This is a genomic window from Ruegeria sp. AG6 (assembly GCF_056541565.1).
In genome coordinates, this window is the sequence record NZ_JBQFYQ010000004.1 from 170,614 (window position 1) to 192,488 (window position 21,875).

Consider the following 21,875-nt stretch of genomic DNA (forward strand, 5'->3'; position numbering starts at 1 on the left):
TCGCTGACAGCCCCCCGCAATGCCGAAACAGCGATTGTGGGGGGGGTTTCAACCCCGACCACCTGTCAGACTAGGTTGTTGCTTTCTTGGTGGTTGCTTTCTTTTTAGACGTGGCCTTCTTCTTGGTGCCTTTTTTGGCAGCGCGCTCGTTGACAAGCTCGATGGCCATTTCCTGCGTTACGTCCTCGGGTTTGATGTCCTTGGGGATCGTCGCGTTGATCTTTTCCCATTTCACATAAGGCCCATAGCGCCCGTCCAGAACCTGCATCGCGCCGCCATCGGGATGCTCACCCAACTCCTTCAGAGGTTTCGCCGCGGCCCGCCGTCCACGACCGGGGTTTGCCCGTTTTTCGGCCAGCAATTCAACGGCGCGGTTCATGCCGATCTCGAACACGTCACTGGGGTCTTTCAGATTGGCGTAGACCGGCTTTGCCTCCTCCGGCAGCTGATGCATCAGGTAGGGGCCGAACCGCCCGAAATTCGCGCTGATCATGCCGCCTTCGGGGTGTTCGCCGATCTGACGGGGCAGGGACAGAAGCGTCAGCGCCTTTTCCAGATCCATGTCATCCTTGCTCCACCCGCGCGGAAGGGATGCGCGCGGGGGCTTTTTGTTCTCGGGCGTGGGTTCGCCCCGCTGAACGTAAGGGCCGAACCGGCCGGACTTCAGCCAGATCTCATCCCCGCCATCTTCGCCCAGCAGCCTTTCGTCACCTTCCGCGCCTTCACCGGCAATCGGGCGCGTATAGGTACATTCCGGATAGTTCCCGCATCCGACGAACCCACCCGTACGAGAGGTCTTCAGGTGCAACTGACCGGTGCCGCATTTCGGGCAGATACGCGGATCGGACCCATCCTCGCGCGGCGGGTACAGCTGCGGAGCCAGAGCTTCGTCTAGCTTATCCAACACTTCCGAAATCCGGAGCTCGGAGGTTTCGCCAATCGCGGCTGAAAAATCACGCCAAAACTTGCCCAGCAGATCCTTGTAGTCGCGCTCCCCGGCGCTGACGTCATCCAGTTGCTCTTCCAGATTCGCGGTGAACTCGTAGCCAACATACTGGCGGAAGAAGTTCAGCAGGAAGATGGTGACGATCCGGCCCTTTTCCTCGGGGATTAGCCTGTTCTTGTCCTTGCGGACATATTCCCGGTCCTGGATCGTCGTTACGATCGAGGCATAGGTAGATGGGCGCCCGATCCCCAGCTCTTCCATCCGTTTGACCAAAGTGGCCTCGGTATAGCGCGGGGGCGGTTGGGTATGGTGTTGAAGGGCCAGAACGGATTCGTTCTCGGACAGGATTGCTTCTTTCGCGATCTTGTCACCGCTGTCGCTGGTCGCCTTGGCAAACTGATCCTTCAGAGAGGCTTTGGCAAAACGGGCCGGATCGCCCTGCGTGATCTGTGGCAGGCGCTTTTCATCCTCGTCCGCGACGTCATCCCGGCCTTCTTCGTATACCCGCATGAACCCATCGAACATTACCACCTGGCCCGTGGCGCGAAGGCCGACCTGACCGTCGTCGCTGCCGATCTCGACGGTGGTGCGCTCCAAACGTGCGGCAGCCATCTGACAGGCGATGGTGCGTTTCCAGATCAGATCGTAAAGCTTGCGCTGATCTTCATCCGTGACCTTCAACGCCTTGGCATCGCGGGACATATCCGTCGGGCGGATACACTCGTGAGCTTCCTGAGCGTTCTTGGCCTTGTTCTTGTAGATGCGCGGGCTGTCCGGCACATATTCTGCACCGTAGCGATCCGCGATGGCGTCGCGGGTCGCGGCCACGGCTTCGGGCGCCATGTCGATGCCGTCGGTCCGCATATAAGTAATGTATCCGGCTTCATAAAGCCGCTGCGCCACCTGCATTGCATGGCGCGCGCCCATGCCGAATTTGCGGCTGGCCTCCTGTTGCAGGGTCGAGGTCATGAACGGAGCGCTTGGGTTACGTGCGGCGGGTTTGGCCTCGACCGATGTCACGCTCAGCGCGCGGCTGGTGATCGCCTGAACCGCCAGCTCGGCCTGTGTCGCATTGGCCAGATCGTGCTTGTCCAGCTTCTTGCCGGCCAGCGTGACCAGACGCGCCTCATAGGTCTGCCCGCGCGGTGTCTCGAACAGCGCCCGAACCGACCAGTATTCCACCGGCTTGAATGCCTCGATTTCCATCTCGCGCTCGACGATCAGGCGCAGACAGACGGATTGCACGCGACCCGCCGATTTCGCACCCGGCAGTTTGCGCCACAAAACCGGAGACAGGTTGAACCCCACCAGATAATCCAGCGCGCGGCGGGCCAGATAGGCCTCGACCAACGGCATATCGACCTGACGCGGGTTCTGCATCGCCTCGGTCACGGCGTCCTTGGTGATGGCGTTGAAGGTGACGCGGCTGACGGGCGTATCCTTCTTGATCGAGCGGCGTTTGGTCAACGCTTCCTGTAGGTGCCAGCTGATTGCCTCGCCCTCGCGGTCGGGGTCAGTGGCGAGGATCAGCGCATTGTCTTCTTTCAACGCGTCGGCAATGGCCTTGACATGCTTGCGGCTGTCGTTCCCGACCTCCCATTTCATCGAGAAGTCATGTTCAGGATCGACCGATCCATCCTTTGGCGGCAGGTCCCGCACATGGCCGTAAGAGGCCAGAACCGTGTAGTCGGGGCCCAGGTATTTATTGATTGTTTTTGCTTTGGCCGGAGATTCTACAACAACTACGGGCATTTAAGGGGAAACCTCGCTCGACGAATTTGGCGCCTTCTATGGTGGTGCAAAATGTGTGGGGCAAGCGGGAATTGTCAATGCGTTCCTTTCGTCGGTGGAAAAGCGCCGTGATTTCAGTGCGCTATCACAAATCTTCAGAAACCGGGCACGCCGGAACGAGGGTACGATCAACTTGCCAGCGACAACAGACCTCCGGGCTGACGCTGGATTCGCCCATCAAGTTCAAGGTCGATCAGCGCCGGTCCAAGCTCACCGGCCGAGGCCGCGATATCCCGCAGCAATTGATCTTCGGCGATGGGCGAGGGGCCAAGCCGCGCGATGATTTGCTCGTGCAGGTCTCTTGCAGGACGCACGATTGGTTCCGAGGGCGGTTCGATTGGCCGGCAAATCAGGTCGTCCTGCCTCGGCAAGGCTTCAATAACGTCTTCAGCAGATCGGACAAGTGTGGCGCCGTCACGAATCAACAGATTGCAACCGGCGGCCCGCGCGTCGAACGGATGGCCGGGAACGGCCAGAACCTCGCGCCCCTGATCCAGTGCGTCCCGTGCCGTGATCAGACTGCCGGACTTGGCGGCTGCCTCGACGACGACAACCGCCTGCGCAAGCCCCGAAATGATCCGATTTCGGCGTGGAAAGTGCCGGGCCTGGGGTGTTACGCCCATCGGTTGTTCCGAAATCCGTAAGCCGCGGGACGCGATGTCATGGGCCAGTTCCGTGTTTTCGGCGGGATAGATCACATCAACGCCACCGGCCATGACTGCCACGGTGCCGGTCTCCAGCGCGGCCATATGTGCGGCTGTATCGATGCCACGCGCCAGGCCAGAGACGATTACGTTCCCCTTGCTGCCCAGTTCGGTGGCCAGGCCACGTGCCATCCGCGCGCCGAGCGAGGAACAGTTTCGCGCGCCGACCATCGCAATCGTTGGTTTTTGCAGCAGCGAAACGTCTCCGATCGCCCAAAGCAGCGGCGGTGCTTCGTTGAGTCCAGCCAGGGCCGCGGGGAAATCAGCGGACCCAAGGCACAAAAGCCGCGCTTTAGCGGCTATTGCGGCCCTGAGTTCCGCCTCGATCACGCCGGGGGGGCAGGTTTCATACCCTTTTATACCGGCGGCGCGTGCCATTTCAGGCAGCGCGGCCAGCGCGTTCTGCGCTGAGCCATGTTCGCGAAGCAGCCGACGAAATGTCGCCGGACCGACCTTGCGAGAACGCAACAGACGAAGCCACGAGAACCGGTCCTCTTCCGTGGTGGGTGGGAGTGGGGGGTGATTGGAAGAAAGCTGCTCTTCGGTCATCCGTTGCTCCGCCTTGTTGCAGAACTGGTTTACGGGACAGGCAGTTAACAGCTTGTGAATCGTCGAAAATTAGAACTGTTTTTTTGCAATTCTGTCAGAGAAAAGCATAGAACACATTGATAATAAGCAAAATAAATAATGCTCAGTCAGAAAGGGCGCTTTGGTCGCCTAAGGCAATTTTCGCGAAAAAAGAGACGCTGGGTTAACCCTGCGCCTCCGGGAATGCGCCGCTTCCGACTCAGGCGGCCGAACCACCGACAGTCAGCCCGTCCATCAGCACGGTCGGCTGGCCAACACCCACCGGCACCCATTGCCCGTCCTTGCCACAGGTTCCCATACCTGGGTCCAGCGCCATATCGTTGCCCAGCCCGCGGATGCGTTTCAAGGCCGACGGCCCGTCACCGATCAACGTGGCGCCCTTGACCGGCGCGCCGATTTTGCCGTTTACGACACGATATGCCTCGGTGCACGAGAAAACGAACTTGCCGTTGGTGATGTCCACCTGACCCCCGCCGAATCCAACGGCCCAGATGCCGTCCTTGATATCGGCCACCAGGGCCTGCGGGTCGGCTTCGCCACCCAGCATGATCGTGTTGGTCATGCGCGGCATGGGTTTGTGCGCATAGCTCTGCCGCCGCCCGTTACCCGTAGGAGCAACCCCCATCAGTCGCGCATTCTGGCGGTCCTGCATGTATCCGGTCAATATACCGTCTTCGATCAGCACCGTGCGCGCGCTGGGCGTGCCCTCATCATCCACGGTGATCGAGCCGCGACGATCAGCAATCGTGCCGTCATCCACCACGGTCACGCCTTTCGAAGCAATCTGCTGCCCCATCAACCCGGCAAAGGCCGAGCTGCCCTTGCGGTTGAAGTCGCCTTCCAGGCCGTGGCCGATGGCCTCGTGCAGCAGGATGCCCGGCCAGCCGGGGCCAAGCGCGACTTCCATGACACCGGCCGGTGCAGGAACCGCGTCCAGGTTGACTAGTGCGATACGCAGGGCTTCGCGGGCCTTGGCCTGCCAGTCGGCGGGGTCGATCAACCCGCTCAGGCCAACCCGGCCACCACCACCGGCGGATCCGCTTTCGCGGCGTCCGTTCTGTTCGACAATGACCGACACGTTCACGCGGGTCATGGGGCGCACATCGCGGACCATCACCCCATCGGGGCGCAGAATCTCGACCTCTTGCACGGCTGCCGCGATCGTGGCGCTGACCTGAACCACACGCGGGTCCAGATCGCGGGCGAAGGCGTCGATCTCACGCAATGTCTCGATCTTGACCGGGAAAGCGGCAGAATCAATCGGGTCTTCGTCCGTATAGAGGCGCGTATTGGTGGAGCGCGGAGCATCCGCCAAGACCCCGCCGCCATCCCCGACAGCCAGTTTTGCTGTTTCCGCCGCCCGTTTCAGGGCAGGAATCGAGACGTCTGTGGAATGCGCATATCCAGCCACTTCACCTTGTATGGCACGCAGCCCGAACCCTTCCGACGCATCGTAAGACGCGGTGCGCAGACGGCCGTCATCGAACACGAGAGACTCGGATTTTCGCCGCTCGACAAACAGCTCTCCGTCCTCGGCCCCGTCCGTGGCCGAGCGCAAAATGGCAAGCGCTTCATCGTGTGGTAGAGCGCTTTCAAACGGGCGAAACGGGGCGTCGGACATGGGTTGCGACCTTTCGGGTTTGATCCAGATCAAAAATAGCGTCTGTTTGACGCAAGCATTTTGCTTTATCTACCCGACGGAATATGGTTTTTAACGCGGCCAAAGACAACGGGAGAGGTGCGACCGATTCACACCTTTTCGCCAGGGACGCAAAGATCAAACGATCAGGACAGAACATGAAGAATGCTTTGATGCTTTCAGGGTTTATGACAGCCCTCTCCAGCCTTCCAGCCATGGCTCAGGAGCTTGAGATTATTGGCAAGCCGGTTGACGGCGGTATGGGCTTTCAGCCCGCGGCCACCAGCCTTGCCACGGGAATTCAGCGTCTGGACGGCATGATTCTGGTGATCATCACCGTCATCTGCCTGCTGGTTGCCGGCCTGCTGGTTTATTGCATCGTGCGTTACAACGAACGCGTTAACCCGAAACCGGCGCGTTTTTCACACTACACCCCGGTTGAGATTGCATGGACCCTTGGCCCGATCCTGATTCTGGTCTTCATCGGTGCGTTTTCGCTGCCGGTTCTGTTCAAACAGCAGGAAATTCCGGAAGGCGACATCACCATCAAAGTCGTGGGCAACCAGTGGTACTGGACCTATGAATATGTTGATCACGATTTTGCCTTTGACAGCTACCTGCTGGGCCATCCGGCCACTCTGGACGAGGGCGCGCGCCCGGCTGACGCCGACGTGACCCCGTTTGTTCTGGATGATGCCATGCGCGCCAAGCTGGCAGATGCGGGTTACAGCGAAGACGAATGGCTGCTGGCCACCGACACTGCCGTTGTTGTACCGGTTGGCAAGGTTGTCGTGATGCAGGTTACCGCATCTGACGTGATTCACTCCTGGACTATCCCGTCCTTCGGCGTGAAGCAGGATGGCGTGCCCGGGCGTCTGGCGGAACTTTGGTTCGAGGCCGAGAAGGAAGGCGTCTATTTCGGTCAGTGTTCGGAACTCTGCGGCAAAGACCACGCTTATATGCCGATCACCGTGAAAGTCGTCAGCCAGGAAGCGTATGACCAGTGGCTGCAAGGTGCGATCGAAGAATATGCCGGTCTGCCGCAAAGCTATCAGGTTGCATCGAACTGAGCACACTGAGGGCGGGTAAAAGCCCGCCTGACACGAAATGCAGGCTGTGCGGGCTGACCGCGCAGCTTTCGCCCCAAAAGGACCCGAGATGACCGACGCAAGCATCAATGCCAGCACAGCGACCGCCCACGCGGACGAGGCCAGCTTTGGCGATTACTTCGCCTTGCTGAAGCCGCGCGTGATGTCTCTGGTCGTGTTCACGGCGCTGGTCGGTCTGCTGGCGGCTCCGGTTCCGGTCCACCCCTTTGTCGGGTTCTGCGCCATTCTGTTCATCGCCATCGGTGGCGGTGCATCGGGTGCGCTGAACATGTGGTGGGATGCGGATATCGACAAGGTGATGAAACGCACCAAAGGTCGCCCGATCCCCTCCGGCAAAGTGGAAGAGGGCGAGGCGATGGCCATCGGCCTGACCCTGTCGGGCCTGTCGGTGATCATGCTGGGCCTTGCGACCAACTGGTTCGCAGGTGCGTTTCTGGGCTTCACAATCTTTTTCTATGTCGTTGTCTACACCATGTGGCTGAAGCGCTCGACCCCGCAGAACATCGTGATCGGTGGTGCGGCGGGCGCTTTCCCTCCGGTGATCGGCTGGGTGGCTGCTACCGGGTCCATGGAGGTTGAACCGTGGCTGATGTTCGCCCTGACCTTCATGTGGACACCGCCGCATTTCTGGGCACTCGCGCTGTTCATGCGCTCGGACTATGATGACGCGGGCGTGCCTATGCTGACCGTCACGCATGGTCGCCGTGCGACGCGTGTACACGTTCTCGTCTATACGGCCCTGCTGGCGATACTGGCGGTGGGAACCGCGTTCTCTGGCATCGGTGGTCCCATCTATCTGACCGTGGCTTTGGTGTTGAACGCGTTGTTCCTGCGCGGCGCCTGGCAAATTTCACGTCGGACCGAGGATGACTCGGAGGCCGATAATTTCAAGGTCGAACGCAGCTTTTTCAAGCTTTCGCTGCTCTACCTCTTCCTGCATTTCGGCGCTATTCTGGCCGAAGCCTTGCTGAAACCCTATGGTTTGGGAGGATGGTCATGAGCCTGCGCAAAAGCCATGAACTGCATCAGCGTCGGTTCAGCCGCAATCTGGGCGTCGGCCTGACGCTGGCTGCCTTTATCGTGATCATTTTCGGCCTGACGATCGTCAAGGTCTCGGGTACTGACTTCAACATGGCCACGCAGGAGGTCCAGAACTGATGGCTTTGTCTGGTCCACAGAAAACGGTCGCTCAAACCGTGGGTGTGGTTGTCCTGATGGGTAGCCTGGCCTGGGCGGCGGTACCATTCTACGACTGGTTCTGCCGCGTGACCGGATTTGGCGGTACAACCGGTGTGGCCGAAGCCGCCCCCGAAGACATTCTGGACCGCACGGTCACCGTACGGTTTGATGCGTCCAAGGCCAAATACATGGCCTGGGAATTCAAACCGGTCGTTCGCGAGATGGAAGTGCGCATCGGCGAGACCGGACTGGCTTTCTATGAGGCCTACAACCCAACGGATCGTCCAATAGCGGGTCAGGCCTCATACAATGTGGCACCCTATTCGGCGGGCGGGTATTTTCAAAAAATTGCCTGTTTCTGCTTTGAAGAGCAGGTGCTGCAACCCGGCGAGCGGGTAGAGATGCCGGTGACCTTCTTCGTCGATCCTGAAATGGTCGAAGATCTTGAAGCAAAGTATGTTCATACGATCACGCTGTCGTATACATTCTACGAAATTGACCTGCCAGAGGGCTATGCCGCCCTTGAAGCGCAGGCAGAAACAAACACGAACTAACGCCTGTAGGTGAGGGACGCTGATGGCACACGCTAAAAACCATGATTATCACATTCTGGCCCCGTCGATCTGGCCTCTGATCGGAGCTGTCGGCGGCTTTGTGATGTTGTTCGGAGCCGTCCTTTGGATGCACGGATTGACCCCGTGGATGTTCTGGGCCGGTCTGGTCGCAGTTCTTTACACCATGTTCGCTTGGTGGTCCGAAGTTGTTGTCGAAAGCCGCCAGGGGGATCACACCCCTGTGGTTCGCATCGGTCTGCGGTACGGTTTCATCCTGTTCGTCATGTCCGAGGTGATGTTCTTCTTTGCCTGGTTCTGGTCGTTCTTCAAACATCGCATGTACCCGATGTACGACTATGCCGGCACCGAATACATCCAGCCGGACATCCACGCGGTTGACCCGTTCCACCTGCCGCTGATCAACACGCTGGTTCTGCTGCTGTCGGGCTGTGCTATCACCTGGGCCCACCACGCGCTGGTGCATGACAACGACCGCAAAGCGCTGATCAACGGTCTGGCCATCGGTATCGTTCTGGGCATTGCCTTTACCGGTTTGCAGGCGTTCGAATACTATGAGCTGCTGGCCCATGAAGGCTGGAAATTTGGCGATGATCAGTTCTATTCGAACTTCTTCATGGCGACCGGTTTCCATGGTTTCCACGTCATCATCGGCACCATCTTTCTGTCGGTCTGCCTGATCCGGGCCCTCAAAGGCGACTTCACACCGGAAAAGCATGTCGGGTTCGAAGCGGCGGCCTGGTACTGGCATTTCGTTGACGTTGTCTGGCTGTTCCTGTTTTTTGCAGTCTACATCTGGGGCCAGGCCCCGCTGATGTAAGCCAGATCAGTTGATCAAATTGCTAAAGCCGCCCTTGAGGGGCGGCTTTTTCTCTGTTCCGGGCGCAAGATTGCGCCCCATACAATTGCGTGGTTGCAATTTGGCCCACACGCCCCTTAACAAGACGCCGGTTCCTGAAACGAGGTTCGACCCTGCCATGCGCCGCATTCTGTTCCTGCTGATCTTCGGCCTCGCCGGTTTGGGCGTTCTGCTGTCGCTGGGGATCTGGCAGATGCAGCGTCTGGCCTGGAAACAGGAGCTGTTGGCAGAGATTGAAAGTCGCATTTCAGCCGACCCTATCGCCTTGCCCCGGCAGGTTTCAGAGGACACCGACAAATACCTTCCGATAACGGTTTCGGGTGAGATGGAACCAGGCGAAATCCATGTTCTTGTTTCGGTCAAACAGGTCGGGGCAGGGTATCGCATCATCCAATCGTTCAGCACCGAGGACCGCATAATTCTGGTCGATCGGGGGTTTGTGCCGACAACTGCAAAACAGGCGTCGCGTCTGACCGGTCCGATGGAGATCACCGGCAACCTGCACTGGCCGGATGAGGTCGACAGCTATACGCCCGAGCCCGATATTGACGACAACATCTGGTTTGCCCGGGACGTGCCCAATCTGGCCGCCGCGCTGGGGGCCGAACCGGTGTTGCTGATTGCACGGTCTCAGACCGACCCGAACGTGACGCCTTTGCCGGTGGATACGGCGGGGATTCCAAACGATCACCTGCAATATGCAATCACCTGGTTTGGCTTGGCTCTGGTTTGGGCTGTGATGACCGGTTATTTCCTGTGGCGCAATCGCGCCCCTTCTGAGAGTGAAGAGCAATGAAATACATCTCGACCCGTGGCCAAGCGCCAGAACTGACCTTTGAAGAGGCGATGCTGACCGGATTGGCCCGCGATGGGGGGCTTTATCTGCCCGCCGAGATCCCTGTGATGAGCCATGACGAGATCGCGGCGCTTGCTGGTCTGCCCTATGAAGACATCGCGTTCCGTGTGATGTGGCCCTATGTCAGCGGCTCCTTTGCAGAGGATGAGTTCAAGCAGATCATCGCGCGTGCCTACGAGGGTTTTGGTCATGACGCCCGCGCGCCGCTGAAGCAGCTGAACGAGAATCACTTCTTGCTGGAGCTCTTCCACGGCCCCACGCTGGCCTTCAAAGACTTTGCCATGCAGTTGATCGGCCAGCTGTTCCAGGTGGCCCTGAAACGGCGCAATGACCGCGTGACCATCGTGGGCGCGACCAGCGGCGACACCGGTTCTGCCGCGATTGAGGCGTTCCGGGGGCTGGATGCCGTGGATGTGTTCATCCTGTTCCCGCATGGCCGCGTGTCCGAGGTGCAGCGTCGCCAGATGACGACGCCTGCGGACAGCAACGTTCATGCCTTGGCCGTGGATGGCGATTTCGATGATTGTCAGGCCGCGCTGAAAGATATGTTCAACGATTTCGACTTCCGCGACGGGGTCAAGCTGGCGGGTGTGAACTCGATCAACTTCGCCCGGGTGCTGGCGCAGATCGTTTATTATTTCTCGGCCGCCGTCAGCCTCGGCGCGCCGCACCGCAAGGTCAGTTTCACCGTGCCGACCGGCAATTTCGGCGACATCTTCGCAGGCTATCTGGCCAAGCGCATGGGCTTGCCCATCGACCGTCTGGTCGTTGCAACCAACCAGAATGACATCCTGCACCGCTGTCTGTCGGGTGAGGGGTATTTCAAGGGCGACACCATCCCCTCGATCAGCCCGTCGATGGACATTCAGGTCAGCTCGAACTTTGAGCGGGCGTTGTATTACGCCTATGGCGAGGACGGCGGTGCCGTGGCGCAGTTGATGGATGAGCTCAAGTCCGGCGGCTTCAATGTCAGCCAGGGCGCGATGGAAGCGCTGCGCGAGAGTTTCGACTCGGGCCGAGTGTCCGAGGAGGAAACGCTGGCGACGATCCGGCATACGCTTGCCCACAGCGCGGAACTGGTCTGCCCGCACACTGCGGTCGGGATCAAGGTCGGCGAAGACCACCGTGCCACCGATACCCCGATGATCACCTTGGCTACTGCGCATCCCGCCAAGTTCCCCGCCGCAGTCGAGAAGGCGAGCGACGTGCATCCACCTCTTCCATCCCGCATGTCTGATCTGTATGAACGTCCGGAACGGGTGACCCGCATCGCCAATGATCTGGGTGCCCTTGAGGATCATATAAAAAGGCACATCGCTGAGTGACTGTCAGACAAGACCAACTGAAGAACGGGTTTCGTATCGTCAGTGAACATATGCCGGGGCTGCAATCTGCGGCCATCGGCATCTGGGTAACCGCCGGTGGGCGGCATGAGCGGATCGAACAGAACGGAATTGCGCATTTCCTTGAACATATGGCGTTCAAGGGAACAGAGCGCCGTTCGGCGCTGCAAATCGCCGAGGCGATCGAGGATGTGGGCGGGTATATCAACGCCTATACCTCGCGCGAGGTAACGGCCTATTACGCGCGCGTTCTAAAGGACGACGTGGCGCTGGCGATGGATGTGATCGGCGATATCGTCCTGAACCCGGTTTTCGACCCGCGCGAGATCGAGGTCGAACGCGGCGTGATCCTTCAGGAGATCGGCCAGGCCTATGACACGCCCGACGATGTGATCTTTGACTGGTTGCAGGAGCAGAGCTATCACGACCAGCCTTTGGGCCGAACCATTCTGGGACCATCCGAACGGGTCAGTGCGTTTTCACGAGAAGACCTCTCTGGCTTCGTAGCAGAGCATTATGGCCCCGATCAGATGATCCTGTCCGCTGCCGGTGCCGTGGATCACGATCAGCTGATGAAAATGGCCGAAGAGATGTTCGGTCATCTGCAACCACGCAACGGGCTTATCGCCGACCCTGCGCGCTTTACCGGTGGTGAAGCACGGCAGGAGAAAAAGCTGGAGCAGGCCCATTTTGCACTTGCGCTGGAAAGCCCGGGCTATCGCGACGATGCGATCTATACGGCGCAGATATATTCGACGGCTCTGGGTGGCGGCATGTCCTCACGGCTGTTCCAGGAGGTGCGTGAAACACGCGGGCTCTGCTATACGATCTTTGCCCAGACTGGTGCTTATGCGGATACCGGTACGACGACGATCTACGCCGGTACCTCGGCAGATCAGGTGGCAGAGCTTGCCACCATCACCATCGACGAGATGAAGCGCGCAGCAGAGGACATGACCACGGAAGAGGTTGCCCGTGCCCGTGCGCAGATGAAAGCCGGGATGTTGATGGGGCTGGAAAGCCCGTCAAACCGGGCCGAACGGCTGGCGCGGCTGGTTCAGATCTGGGGGCGGGTCCCGTCTCTGGAAGATACGGTGGCCAAGATCGATGCGGTCAGCACCGAAAATGTGCGCGTATTTGCCGAGCAGATGGCCGTCAACGCACCTGCCGCTTTGGCGCTGTACGGGCCGGTTTCGGGGGCGCCGACATTGGCCGAACTACAGGAGAGGCGGGCGGCGTGATGCTGTTGGGCAGACGCAAGCTGAAACTCGAGACTGCGCGGCTCAGCCTGCGCCCGCCTGTACATTCCGACTTCAACGATTGGGCCGCGTTGCGGCGAGCCTCGAAAGGTTACCTGACGCCTTGGGAACCGATCTGGGCCAAGGACCACCTGAGCCGCAAATCCTTTACCAACCGTGTGTATTGGGCACAACGTTCGGTAGCGGCCGGGACGGCAATTCCGCTTTTTCTGTTTCGCCGTGAAGATGACGTGTTGGTTGGGGCCATCACGCTGGACAACATTCGGCGCGGTCCCGCACAGGCGGGCACATTGGGGTACTGGACCGGTCAGGCCTTTGCCCGACAAGGGTATATGCGTGAAGCCATCGGCGCGATGGTTCACCATGCCTTTACCCGTTTGGACCTGAGCCGGATTGAAGCCGCCTGCCTGCCGGAAAACCGGGCGTCGCGCGGGTTGCTGGAAAGCTCGGCCTTCAAATACGAGGGCGTGGCGCAGTCGTATTTGCAAATCAACGGGCGGTGGCGGACGCATGTTCTGTATGCCAGCCTGCGGTCTGACCGGCGTGGAAAAACCGACGCGGGATAGGGGGCGCTGCCCCCGTCGCGGCAAGCCGCGCCTCCCCCGGGATATTTGGGGCCAGATGAACAAGGGGCATGACTTGTTGTCTTTCTGCGCTACACTCGGGGTATGCGCTGGTTGATTGCGGCATTAATGGTGATTTCGGGCGGGGCCGCTGCGCAGGAGCGACGGCCAAGTCATTGTGTCGCCATTGCCGATGCGGCGCCCGGAATCGAGTATCTGCACAGGGCGGCCTGGCAGGATCCGGTGCCGGAATTCTCGGTGCGGATTAGCTATATCGCGCATGCCTCTTTCATGATCCAGACCCGCGGCGGGCTGAATGCGGTGACGGATTTTACCGGATTTATCGGCAGCGCAAACCTGATCCCCGACGTGGTGACGATGAACCATGCCCACGGCACGCATTGGACGGCGCATCCCGACCCGGCCATTCCGCATGTTCTCCCGGGGTGGGGAGAGTTCGGGAAAGGTATCGAGCATCATCTGGATCTGGGTGAGATGCTGGTGCGCAATGTCTCGACCGATATCCGGTCTGTATATGGTGGGGTCGAAGAACGCGGCAATTCGATTTTTGTGTTCGAGGTTGAGGGGTTGTGCATAGGTCATCTGGGGCATTTGCATCATGTCCCTTCGGATGAACAGTTTGCCGCGCTCGGGCGGCTGGATGTGGTCATGGCCGCCGTGGATGGCGGGACCACGATGCCTTTGCCCGATATGATTGCGGTTCTGAAACGGCTGAAAAGTTCTGTCATCATTCCCATGCACTGGTTCTCGCAGTTTTCGCTGGATCGCTTCCTGGTGGATATCAGGGATACATTTCCGGTTGAGCGCGGCGGGGTGTCGGAGATCACCGTGTCGTTGCGGAACCTTCCGGACCGCCCCACGGTTGTGGTGCTTGAGCCGCGCTATCTGATTGATCTTGAATAAGGCTTGCGGCAACCGCATCGCTTGGGCATTGGAGGCGTATGAGTTTGAACCCCGCTGATGACCGTTTTGCCGCGCTGCTCCGTTCGATACTGGGCGACGGTGTCCTGCGCCCCGTAGAGGAACGGTATTTGGAAGAACCGCGCGGGCGTTTTTCGGGACGGGTCGGTCTGCTGGCCTTGCCGCGAAACACCGATGAGGTGGCGCAGCTGGTAAAATTGGCTGCACAGGCACAGGTTCCGATTGTTCCATATGGCGGCGGCACTGGCCTGGTCGGCGGGCAGGTGATGTCGGCGGGGCCTGCGCCGTTGGTGATCTCGTTGGAACGGATGACCGTCATCCGGTCTGTCTTTCCAACCGAGAACGTTCTGGTCGCCGAAGCCGGGGCTATTCTTCAAGATGTTCAGGCCGCAGCCGAGGCGGTAAACCGGTTGTTTCCTTTGTCATTGGCGGCGCAGGGATCCTGCCGGATCGGGGGCAACCTGTCGACCAACGCAGGGGGCGTCAACGTTTTGCGGTATGGCAACGCGCGCGACCTGTGCCTGGGGCTTGAGGCGGTGCTGCCCAGTGGTGAGATCTGGCATGGCCTCAGCCGGCTGCGAAAGGACAACACCGGCTATGACTTGCGCAACCTGCTGATTGGGGCCGAGGGGACGCTGGGGATCATCACTGCCGCATCGCTGAAGCTGTTCCCGCGACCCACCGGTGTCGGGACCGCGGTGTTTCAGGTGGCTTCTCCCGAAGCGGCGATCGACCTGCTGGCTTTGGCGCGGGACAAGGTGGGTGAGGCCGTCAGCACGTTTGAACTGATCCACCGGCAAGGGCTTGATTTCCTGACCGAGGTTCTGCCGGATGTCCGTCAGCCGTTCGCCTCGCCCCCGGAGTGGAGCGTTTTGATCGAGCTGGGTCTGGCTGATGGGCAATCACCATTTGCCGCGTTGGAGGAACTCTTTGTTCGCGCTGAAGAACTCGGTCAGGTTCAGGACGGAGTAATCGCCCAAAGTGAAGCGCAGAGAGCCGATTTGTGGGCGGTGCGCGAACGCATTCCCGAAGCCAATCGTCTGATCGGGTCAGTGTCGAGCCATGATATCTCGATCCCGATTTCCAGAATTCCCGATTTCATTTGCGAAGGCAGAGAATTGATTGCACGCCTGGGGCCCTTCCGGATCAATTGCTTTGGTCATCTTGGTGACGGCAACCTGCATTACAACGTGTTCCCGCCCAAAGGGCGATACCGATCGGAATTTGATGATCAAAGAGGCGCGATCAAGCAGGCCGTCCATGATCTGGTCTATTCCTTCGACGGTTCGGTCAGTGCCGAACATGGGGTCGGGCGCCTAAAGACCAGCGATTTGGAACGCTACTGCGATCCAGCCAAGCTGGGCGCGATGCGGGCCATCAAGCGGGCATTGGACCCGCAGGGCATCATGAATCCCGGCGCGGTTCTGAAAGGGTGAACACGGCCCGAACGTCGGACCGTGCCCGGTTGATTCCTACGATGCAGGCAGGATCACCTTGTCGATCACATGGATCACGCCGTTCTTGGTTTCGATGTCGGCCTGAACCACGTTGGCGTCATTCACCATCACACCCGAATCCAGATCGATCGTGATATCGCCGCCTTGTACGGTTGCAGCCGTCATGTCATCGCTCAGATCACCTGACATCACTTTGCCCGGCACGACATGGTAGGTCAGAATGGCAACCAGCTGATCCTTGTTTTCGGGCTTCAGCAAGTTTTCGACGGTGCCTTCTGGCAAAGCCGCGAACGCGTCATCGGTGGGGGCAAACACGGTGAACGGGCCTTCGCCTTTAAGTGTGTCCACCAGTTCGGCGGCCTGAACTGCCGCGACGAGTGTTTCAAAGCTGCCAGCGGCGACGGCTGTGTCGACAATGTCCTTGCCGTGACCATCGGCGAATGCAGCAGTGCTGAACAGGATCGAGGCGACACCGGCGGCGGCGAATTTGCGGAACATGAGCTAAACTCCCTGGGTTGAAATGCTTCAAGCAGCATCACACAGGGTACGGGACAGCCTGACCACAAGATCACTTATTTTGATCCGTTTTGCGGCTTGATCGGCGCGAAAACCAGCCTAAGCCTTTCCGGTTTTTAGTTTCCAGTCACGTTTTTGTGAAAAACTCCTGGTCAGAGTCCTTCGAATTCGCACAGGACATGCACGTCCATGCCCATCTCTTCCAACACTTTACTGCCGCCAAGCTCGGGCAGGTCAATGATGAAGGCGCACGAGACGATTTCGCCCCCAAGCCGCTCGATCAGCTTGATGCCCGCCGCTGCAGTTCCGCCCGTGGCGAGCAGATCGTCAACCACCAGAATTTTTTCGCCGGGTTGGATGGCATCGTCATGGATCTCGACGATCGCCTCTCCGTATTCCAACTTGTAGTCCTGGCTGATTGTCGTGCCGGGCAGTTTGCCTTTCTTGCGGATCGGGACAAAACCGACGCTCAACTGATGTGCAATCGCACCGCCCAGAATGAACCCGCGTGCTTCAAGCCCGACCACTTTGTCAATCTGCTCACCGGCATAGGGGTGCAGCATCTGGTCAATCGCCATCCGAAACCCACGGGGGTCGGCAAACAGGGTTGTCACATCCCGAAACATGATCCCTTCATGCGGGAAATCGACGATGGTTCGGATATAATCTTTGACAGATTTATTTCTGGACATGGACCAACCTTTTAGCGTCAAACACAGGTATTGTGTTTGGCCCAACGGGGTTGGCCATGCAAGGAACAATTCCACGGTTGGATCAGCACGGGAGTGAGGTTGCAGCGTTGAGCAGGCCAAAAACCGAGGCAACTTGTGCGCCGGCCAAGATAAGTCTCCGACCCATTTTCTTGCTTGCTGCCACCTGTTCCAAACAGTTCCACGCTCGAATTTCCGGTAGCGCAATGAGCAATCTGTTTGGTTTGCAATTCGACATGTCCGTGTCTCAGGCGCGGTCGGCTTCAATTGCGAGGAGCTGGCTCAAGAACGGTCCGAAGGTGGCAAGGTTCATTGTCAATGTCCTGTCCTTGCCGTTAAGTGCCCGATAACGACAAAAACTATGCTATGGATATGCACAGCATCGCCAGATAGAGCTTAACTTCGTTGGGAAAAATACACGTGGCCAGGAATGAAGGCAAAGGATCGGCCAAGAAAAACAGTCAGTTGGTCTTACGCCTCGACAGGGATGAACGTGACTCGTTTGTCGAGCTTTGCAAAGAGCTGGACACGTCGGCTGCGCGCGAAATCCGCAGATTTATCCGTGGATTCATGAAAGAGCACGCCGAAGACTGATGCGGTGTCAGGCCGGTCGGCGTAGGACCGCCGTGGCCATACCCATGCCGATCAAGGTCAACCCGCCAAACCGTGTCATCGCAGTGATTACGCTGGCGCGGCCGATCAAACGCCGCAACCTGTCTGCCAACAGGGCGTAGGCCAACGCGTTCAACCAGGCCAGCCCGACGAATGTGGCAATCAGGATGACGAACTGAGGTCCAAGCGGTTCAGCGGGGCGTATGAACTGCGGCACAAAGGCAATGAAGAAGGCAATGGATTTCGGGTTCAGGGCTGTGACGGCGGCTGCGTGGCCAAATACGCTGCGCGCTGTGACATCCCGCCCGGTGTCGACCATGTTCAATCCACCGGCTGGCGCACTGCGCAACAGCTTGATCCCAAGCCAGACCAGATAGGCCGCGCCCACCCATTTGAGAACGGAAAACAACGTGGCCGAAGCCAGAACAAGCGCGCCAAGCCCCAGCAAAGATGCGGTCATGGCCAAAAGATCGCCCACCGCCACCCCCGTGGCCGATGCGACGGCGACACTGCGCCCCTTGGACAGGGCATAGCTGAGAACCAGCAACACCGTCGGGCCGGGGAGCAGCAGCAAAGCCGTAGATGCAGCCACAAAGGCCAGCCAGACTTCAAAAGGCATGATGCGGTTCCTTTACTCAACTCAATTCATACAGATTTTCTGTCATACTACGAATTGGATTCAAGTCGACAATGTCGGATTCAATTTCCCTCGAGGCGCTAAAACAGGCCAAATACGCAAAACGCATTACGCTCGAAACCCAAGAAGTCGCAGGAAACACTTAAAGAAAAATGCCAGGGAACGTTCCGTTCTGACAAACCGGCAGGACAACAAACCTTACCAGTACCCTGTGCCAGGCCGGGTTTCGGCGCGATTTCCAGCCATCAGTAGCAAAACCGGGCGTTTACATCACACGCCCGGCCACCGCATCCAACTTGGCCATAAGCGCCGGGTCGCGCTTTTCCGGTGCGGTCAGGATCGCGTATTCCAGCGCCCGGTCGCAACCGTGCGGGCAGGGTGTTCGTTCGGCCCCCAGAAGGGACGGCAGGCCCTTGACCAGTGCGCGGCCTTTTTCGGCATTGCCGGTCAGGGTGGCGATGATCGTGGTCACGTCCACCTCGCCATGGTCCGGGTGCCAGCTGTCATAATCGGTGACCATCGCGATCGACGCGTAACACAGCTCGGCCTCGCGGGCGAGTTTCGCCTCGGGCATGTTGGTCATGCCGATCACGTCACAGCCCCATTGCTCGCGATACATCCTGGATTCCGCAAGGCTTGAAAACTGGGGGCCCTCCATCGCCAGATAGGTGCCGCCCCGGTGGATTGTGATGCCGGCGGCCTTACCTGCCGTCTCGCATGCGTCCGACACGCGTGGGCAGGTGGGATGAGCAACGCTGACATGGGCAACGCAGCCCGTTCCGAAAAAGCTTTTGTCCCGTGCAAAAGTGCGATCGATGAACTGATCGACAATCACGAAGTCACCCGGTGCCATATGTTCGCGGAACGATCCGCAGGCCGACACCGAGATCACGTCCGTCACGCCCAACCGTTTCAGCGCATCGATATTGGCGCGATAAGGTACATCGGTGGGTGAATGCACATGACCGCGCCCATGACGTGGCAGAAAGGCCATTTCGATACCGTCAAGCGACCCTGTCAGGATCTGGTCTGACGGCGTACCCCAAGGGGTCTCAACCTCTACCCATTCCGGGTTTTCCAGCCCATCGATGTCATAGATGCCCGATCCGCCGATGACGGCTATTCTGGTTTGGGTCACTGTCCTGCTCCGCCTGAATATCTGATGTTGAATTTGTGCGGGTTCAGCCCGGATTTGACAAGAGGCCTATTCCCGTAACGTCAACAGGTTGCGCTGCTGCGATTGCACAGTGAAATCATCCCAGGCCGCGCCAAATATGCCCAGAGACCAGGTCAGATCCTGTGATTGTCCGTGCCGGTCTCGAAACACAAAGCGGAACGCATCGCCGGTCAGCATGGCGTCCAAAAGCGCCTCGGCACGTTGGTCTTCGAAGGTACAGCCAAGCCCGGTCAGGCATCCGGGGCGCCGCGTGCGCCATATGGCTTCTTCGCTGTTGTCGATGCGAAATCCGGATGGGTTGAAGAAAGTGCCCGGCTCGATCCCGAATTCAACTTTGAAACCTTCAGGTTCGGGCGTAATGAAAACGAACTGTGCCGCAAATTTTGGCCGAAAGGAAAACACCTCGGCCCGTCGGATGTAACACCGCTGCCGCAGGGTGTTGTCTTCTTCGCGCTCGTCACAGATCGAATTCCAGATGCCGAAAATCTCGTGATGCGTTACCCGCCAGTTGCCGGCCGTGTCATTGCCATCCAAATCCTGTGCAAGGACGGGAAGGGCCGGGAACAGTAAGAAGAGGATCCAACGCATGGCCTCACATGTTGTGGCTTCATCATGGTTCTGCAAATCAACTTGCCGCGAGCGTCACGTATGCGTCACGCGCATGGCTGCATCCCGTTTTATGCAGTAGCTCAATGCCGGCGCGCCAGCTACAACGACGCCTTCGCGCGAACATATAATCCTATAGGACTGTCTGATGCCCCGAGCCTTGCTGGCAAGCTTTGCCAATCGCCTTGCCATTCCCGATCTGCGCTGGGTTCCAGATGAAGGGCTGACCGTCTCACGCCTGCGGATCGAGCTGCTGTCCGGCCTGACTGTTGCCCTTGCACTGGTGCCCGAGGCGGTGGCCTTTGCCTTTGTGGCGGGTGTGCACCCGCTGGTCGGTCTTTATGCGGCGTTTTTGGTCGGTTTGATCACCGCACTGATCGGTGGACGGCCGGGCATGATCTCGGGCGCGACCGGCGCGCTTGCGGTTGTCATGGTGGCACTGGTGGCCGAGCATGGGGTTGAATACCTGTTCGCGACCGTTGTTCTTATGGGACTCCTTCAGGTCATCGCCGGGGCGATGCATTGGGGGCGCTTCATCCGTTTGGTGCCGCATCCTGTCATGCTGGGCTTTGTGAACGGTCTGGCCATCGTGATCTTTCTTGCCCAGATGGGGCAGTTCAAAGTGCCCGGAACCATGGAAAATACCGGTCATGGCATGGGCGGCGGCGAATGGTTGTCCGGGATGCAGCTTTACACCATGTTGGGTCTTGTCGGGCTGACAATGGCAGTGATCTGGGTCATGCCCCGGATTACACGCATCATTCCTGCGCCGCTGGCCGGTATTCTGGTTGTCGCGGCAATCGTGATCGGTTTTGGCCTTGATGTGCCGCGCGTCGGCGATCTGGCATCGATCGAAGGCGGCCTGCCTTCCTTCCATATTCCAATGGTTCCTCTGAACTGGGAAACCTTTGAGATCATCCTGCCATATGCAGTCATTCTGGCCGCCATCGGCCTGATCGAATCCTTGCTGACCCTGAACCTTGTGGGTGAGATCACAGGCAAGCGTGGTGGGGCGTCTCAGGAATGCATCGCGCAGGGCGCATCGAATATCGTGACCGGATTTTTCGGCGGCATGGGCGGTTGCGCGATGATCGGGCAGTCGATGATCAACGTGAAATCCGGCGGGCGTACTCGTATTGCCGGAATTGCAGCAGCGCTTTTCCTGCTGGTCTTCATCCTGTTCGCATCACCCCTGATCGAACAAATCCCGCTGGCCGCGCTGGTTGGCGTGATGTTCATGGTTGTGATCGGCACCTTTGCGTGGAACTCGTTCAAAATTCTGCGCAAAGTACCAATGACCGATGCGTTCGTCATCGTTCTGGTCACTGTCGTAACGGTGATGGAGGACTTGGCCGTTGCCGTTGTGGTCGGCGTCATCGTCTCGGCGCTGGCCTATGCCTGGAACAATGCCAAGCGCATTCATGCGGTCACGCGTGACTCCGAGACCGAGAAAGGCGCGAAAGTCTATGAAATTCAGGGGCCGTTGTTCTTTGGGTCCTCTGACGGCTTTATCGAACTGTTCGACGTCCCGAACGATCCCGAAACCGTCATCATCGATTTCGCCGAAAGCCGCGTGGTGGATCAGTCCGCGCTGCAAGCCATCGAGAATATCGCAGGAAAATACGAGGCAGCAGGCAAACGAGTCATGCTGCGCCACCTGAGCCGGGATTGTCACAAATTGCTGAACAAAGCCGGACACCTCATGGTCGACAGTGATGATGACCCGGACTACGAACTGGCGGTAGATTACTCTGTCCGCACCGGTATTCTGGGCGGGCACTGACTTCGAAAGGCGGCCACTCAGGCCGCC

21 protein-coding genes are annotated in these 21,875 nt (G+C 58.9%); 13 read left to right on the forward strand and 8 right to left on the reverse strand.

The genetic code is table 11. From position 1 onward, the window contains the following. Positions 1-70: 70 nt before the first annotated feature. From topA to tldD, 3 genes are all read right to left on the reverse strand, one after another. Positions 71-2,698: a type I DNA topoisomerase gene (topA, locus tag ACR0I0_RS11515; protein ID WP_480491494.1), complete on the reverse strand. Its 2,628-nt coding sequence runs from the start codon at positions 2,696-2,698 to the stop codon at positions 71-73. A gap of 167 nt (positions 2,699-2,865) precedes the next feature. After that, on the reverse strand, positions 2,866-3,990 hold the full coding sequence (gene dprA / locus ACR0I0_RS11520; RefSeq protein ID WP_480491496.1) for a DNA-processing protein DprA: 1,125 nt from the start codon (positions 3,988-3,990) through the stop codon (positions 2,866-2,868). Between the two features lie 238 nt (positions 3,991-4,228). Beyond that, the gene (tldD, locus tag ACR0I0_RS11525) at positions 4,229-5,650 is read right to left on the reverse strand and encodes a metalloprotease TldD (RefSeq protein ID WP_480491498.1); all 1,422 of its coding nucleotides are present in this window, start codon (positions 5,648-5,650) and stop codon (positions 4,229-4,231) included. A 176-nt stretch (positions 5,651-5,826) separates the two neighbouring features. On the opposite strand from tldD, the gene coxB reads away from it, so the two are divergent. The 11 genes from coxB (at position 5,827) to ACR0I0_RS11580 (ending at position 15,786) form a co-directional block, all read left to right on the forward strand. Beyond that, a complete protein-coding gene (coxB, locus tag ACR0I0_RS11530; RefSeq protein WP_480491499.1) occupies positions 5,827-6,738 on the forward strand; it encodes a cytochrome c oxidase subunit II in 912 nt (303 codons plus the stop codon). Between the two features lie 88 nt (positions 6,739-6,826). After that, a complete protein-coding gene (cyoE, locus tag ACR0I0_RS11535) occupies positions 6,827-7,777 on the forward strand; it encodes a heme o synthase (protein ID WP_480491500.1) in 951 nt (316 codons plus the stop codon). After that, on the forward strand, positions 7,774-7,935 hold the full coding sequence (locus ACR0I0_RS11540) for a hypothetical protein (protein WP_162896804.1): 162 nt from the start codon (positions 7,774-7,776) through the stop codon (positions 7,933-7,935). Before cyoE ends, ACR0I0_RS11540 begins: the two co-directional genes overlap by 4 nt. Then, complete coding sequence (locus ACR0I0_RS11545) at positions 7,935-8,510, forward strand: cytochrome c oxidase assembly protein (protein ID WP_480491501.1); 576 nt, start codon at positions 7,935-7,937, stop codon at positions 8,508-8,510. The genes ACR0I0_RS11540 and ACR0I0_RS11545 overlap by 1 nt, the downstream gene beginning before the upstream one ends. 22 nt (positions 8,511-8,532) lie before the next feature. Then, a complete protein-coding gene (locus ACR0I0_RS11550; protein ID WP_152457261.1) occupies positions 8,533-9,348 on the forward strand; it encodes a cytochrome c oxidase subunit 3 in 816 nt (271 codons plus the stop codon). Positions 9,349-9,505: 157 nt separating this feature from the next. Then, positions 9,506-10,183 (forward strand): SURF1 family protein, encoded by a 678-nt coding sequence (locus tag ACR0I0_RS11555; RefSeq protein ID WP_480486915.1) that lies wholly within the window; start codon positions 9,506-9,508, stop codon positions 10,181-10,183. Then, on the forward strand, positions 10,180-11,568 hold the full coding sequence (gene thrC, locus ACR0I0_RS11560) for a threonine synthase (protein WP_171117532.1): 1,389 nt from the start codon (positions 10,180-10,182) through the stop codon (positions 11,566-11,568). Before ACR0I0_RS11555 ends, thrC begins: the two co-directional genes overlap by 4 nt. Then, positions 11,565-12,827 (forward strand): M16 family metallopeptidase, encoded by a 1,263-nt coding sequence (locus ACR0I0_RS11565; RefSeq protein WP_480491503.1) that lies wholly within the window; start codon positions 11,565-11,567, stop codon positions 12,825-12,827. Before thrC ends, ACR0I0_RS11565 begins: the two co-directional genes overlap by 4 nt. Next, complete coding sequence (locus tag ACR0I0_RS11570; RefSeq protein ID WP_171636888.1) at positions 12,827-13,411, forward strand: GNAT family N-acetyltransferase; 585 nt, start codon at positions 12,827-12,829, stop codon at positions 13,409-13,411. The genes ACR0I0_RS11565 and ACR0I0_RS11570 overlap by 1 nt, the downstream gene beginning before the upstream one ends. Positions 13,412-13,513: 102 nt before the next feature. Then, complete coding sequence (locus ACR0I0_RS11575; protein ID WP_210093517.1) at positions 13,514-14,332, forward strand: MBL fold metallo-hydrolase; 819 nt, start codon at positions 13,514-13,516, stop codon at positions 14,330-14,332. 38 nt (positions 14,333-14,370) lie between these two features. Next, positions 14,371-15,786 (forward strand): FAD-binding oxidoreductase, encoded by a 1,416-nt coding sequence (locus ACR0I0_RS11580; RefSeq protein WP_480491506.1) that lies wholly within the window; start codon positions 14,371-14,373, stop codon positions 15,784-15,786. A 36-nt stretch (positions 15,787-15,822) separates the two neighbouring features. Here the strand turns inward: ACR0I0_RS11580 and ACR0I0_RS11585 are convergent, their stop codons facing one another. Together ACR0I0_RS11585 and ACR0I0_RS11590 are read right to left on the reverse strand one after the other, a co-directional pair. Beyond that, on the reverse strand, positions 15,823-16,305 hold the full coding sequence (locus ACR0I0_RS11585) for a fasciclin domain-containing protein (RefSeq protein WP_117869700.1): 483 nt from the start codon (positions 16,303-16,305) through the stop codon (positions 15,823-15,825). A 170-nt stretch (positions 16,306-16,475) separates the two neighbouring features. After that, positions 16,476-17,015: an adenine phosphoribosyltransferase gene (locus ACR0I0_RS11590; RefSeq protein ID WP_171636894.1), complete on the reverse strand. Its 540-nt coding sequence runs from the start codon at positions 17,013-17,015 to the stop codon at positions 16,476-16,478. A 438-nt stretch (positions 17,016-17,453) separates the two neighbouring features. Here ACR0I0_RS11590 and ACR0I0_RS11595 point away from each other — a divergent pair, with 438 nt between their 5' ends. Then, the gene (locus ACR0I0_RS11595) at positions 17,454-17,627 is read left to right on the forward strand and encodes a hypothetical protein (RefSeq protein WP_210093516.1); all 174 of its coding nucleotides are present in this window, start codon (positions 17,454-17,456) and stop codon (positions 17,625-17,627) included. Positions 17,628-17,634: 7 nt separating this feature from the next. On the opposite strand, the gene ACR0I0_RS11600 is transcribed toward ACR0I0_RS11595, so the two are convergent. The 3 genes from ACR0I0_RS11600 to ACR0I0_RS11610 all read right to left on the reverse strand — a co-directional run bounded on the left by ACR0I0_RS11600 (position 17,635) and on the right by ACR0I0_RS11610 (position 20,047). Beyond that, complete coding sequence (locus tag ACR0I0_RS11600) at positions 17,635-18,264, reverse strand: LysE family translocator (RefSeq protein WP_171636898.1); 630 nt, start codon at positions 18,262-18,264, stop codon at positions 17,635-17,637. Positions 18,265-18,547: 283 nt separating this feature from the next. After that, positions 18,548-19,420, reverse strand: a complete 873-nt coding sequence (locus ACR0I0_RS11605; protein WP_480491508.1) for an S-methyl-5'-thioadenosine phosphorylase — start codon at positions 19,418-19,420, stop codon at positions 18,548-18,550. A gap of 66 nt (positions 19,421-19,486) precedes the next feature. Beyond that, the gene (locus ACR0I0_RS11610) at positions 19,487-20,047 is read right to left on the reverse strand and encodes an invasion associated locus B family protein (RefSeq protein ID WP_480491510.1); all 561 of its coding nucleotides are present in this window, start codon (positions 20,045-20,047) and stop codon (positions 19,487-19,489) included. Between the two features lie 166 nt (positions 20,048-20,213). Here ACR0I0_RS11610 and ACR0I0_RS11615 point away from each other — a divergent pair, with 166 nt between their 5' ends. Further along, the gene (locus ACR0I0_RS11615) at positions 20,214-21,848 is read left to right on the forward strand and encodes a SulP family inorganic anion transporter (protein WP_171636902.1); all 1,635 of its coding nucleotides are present in this window, start codon (positions 20,214-20,216) and stop codon (positions 21,846-21,848) included. Positions 21,849-21,875 lie beyond the last annotated feature (27 nt).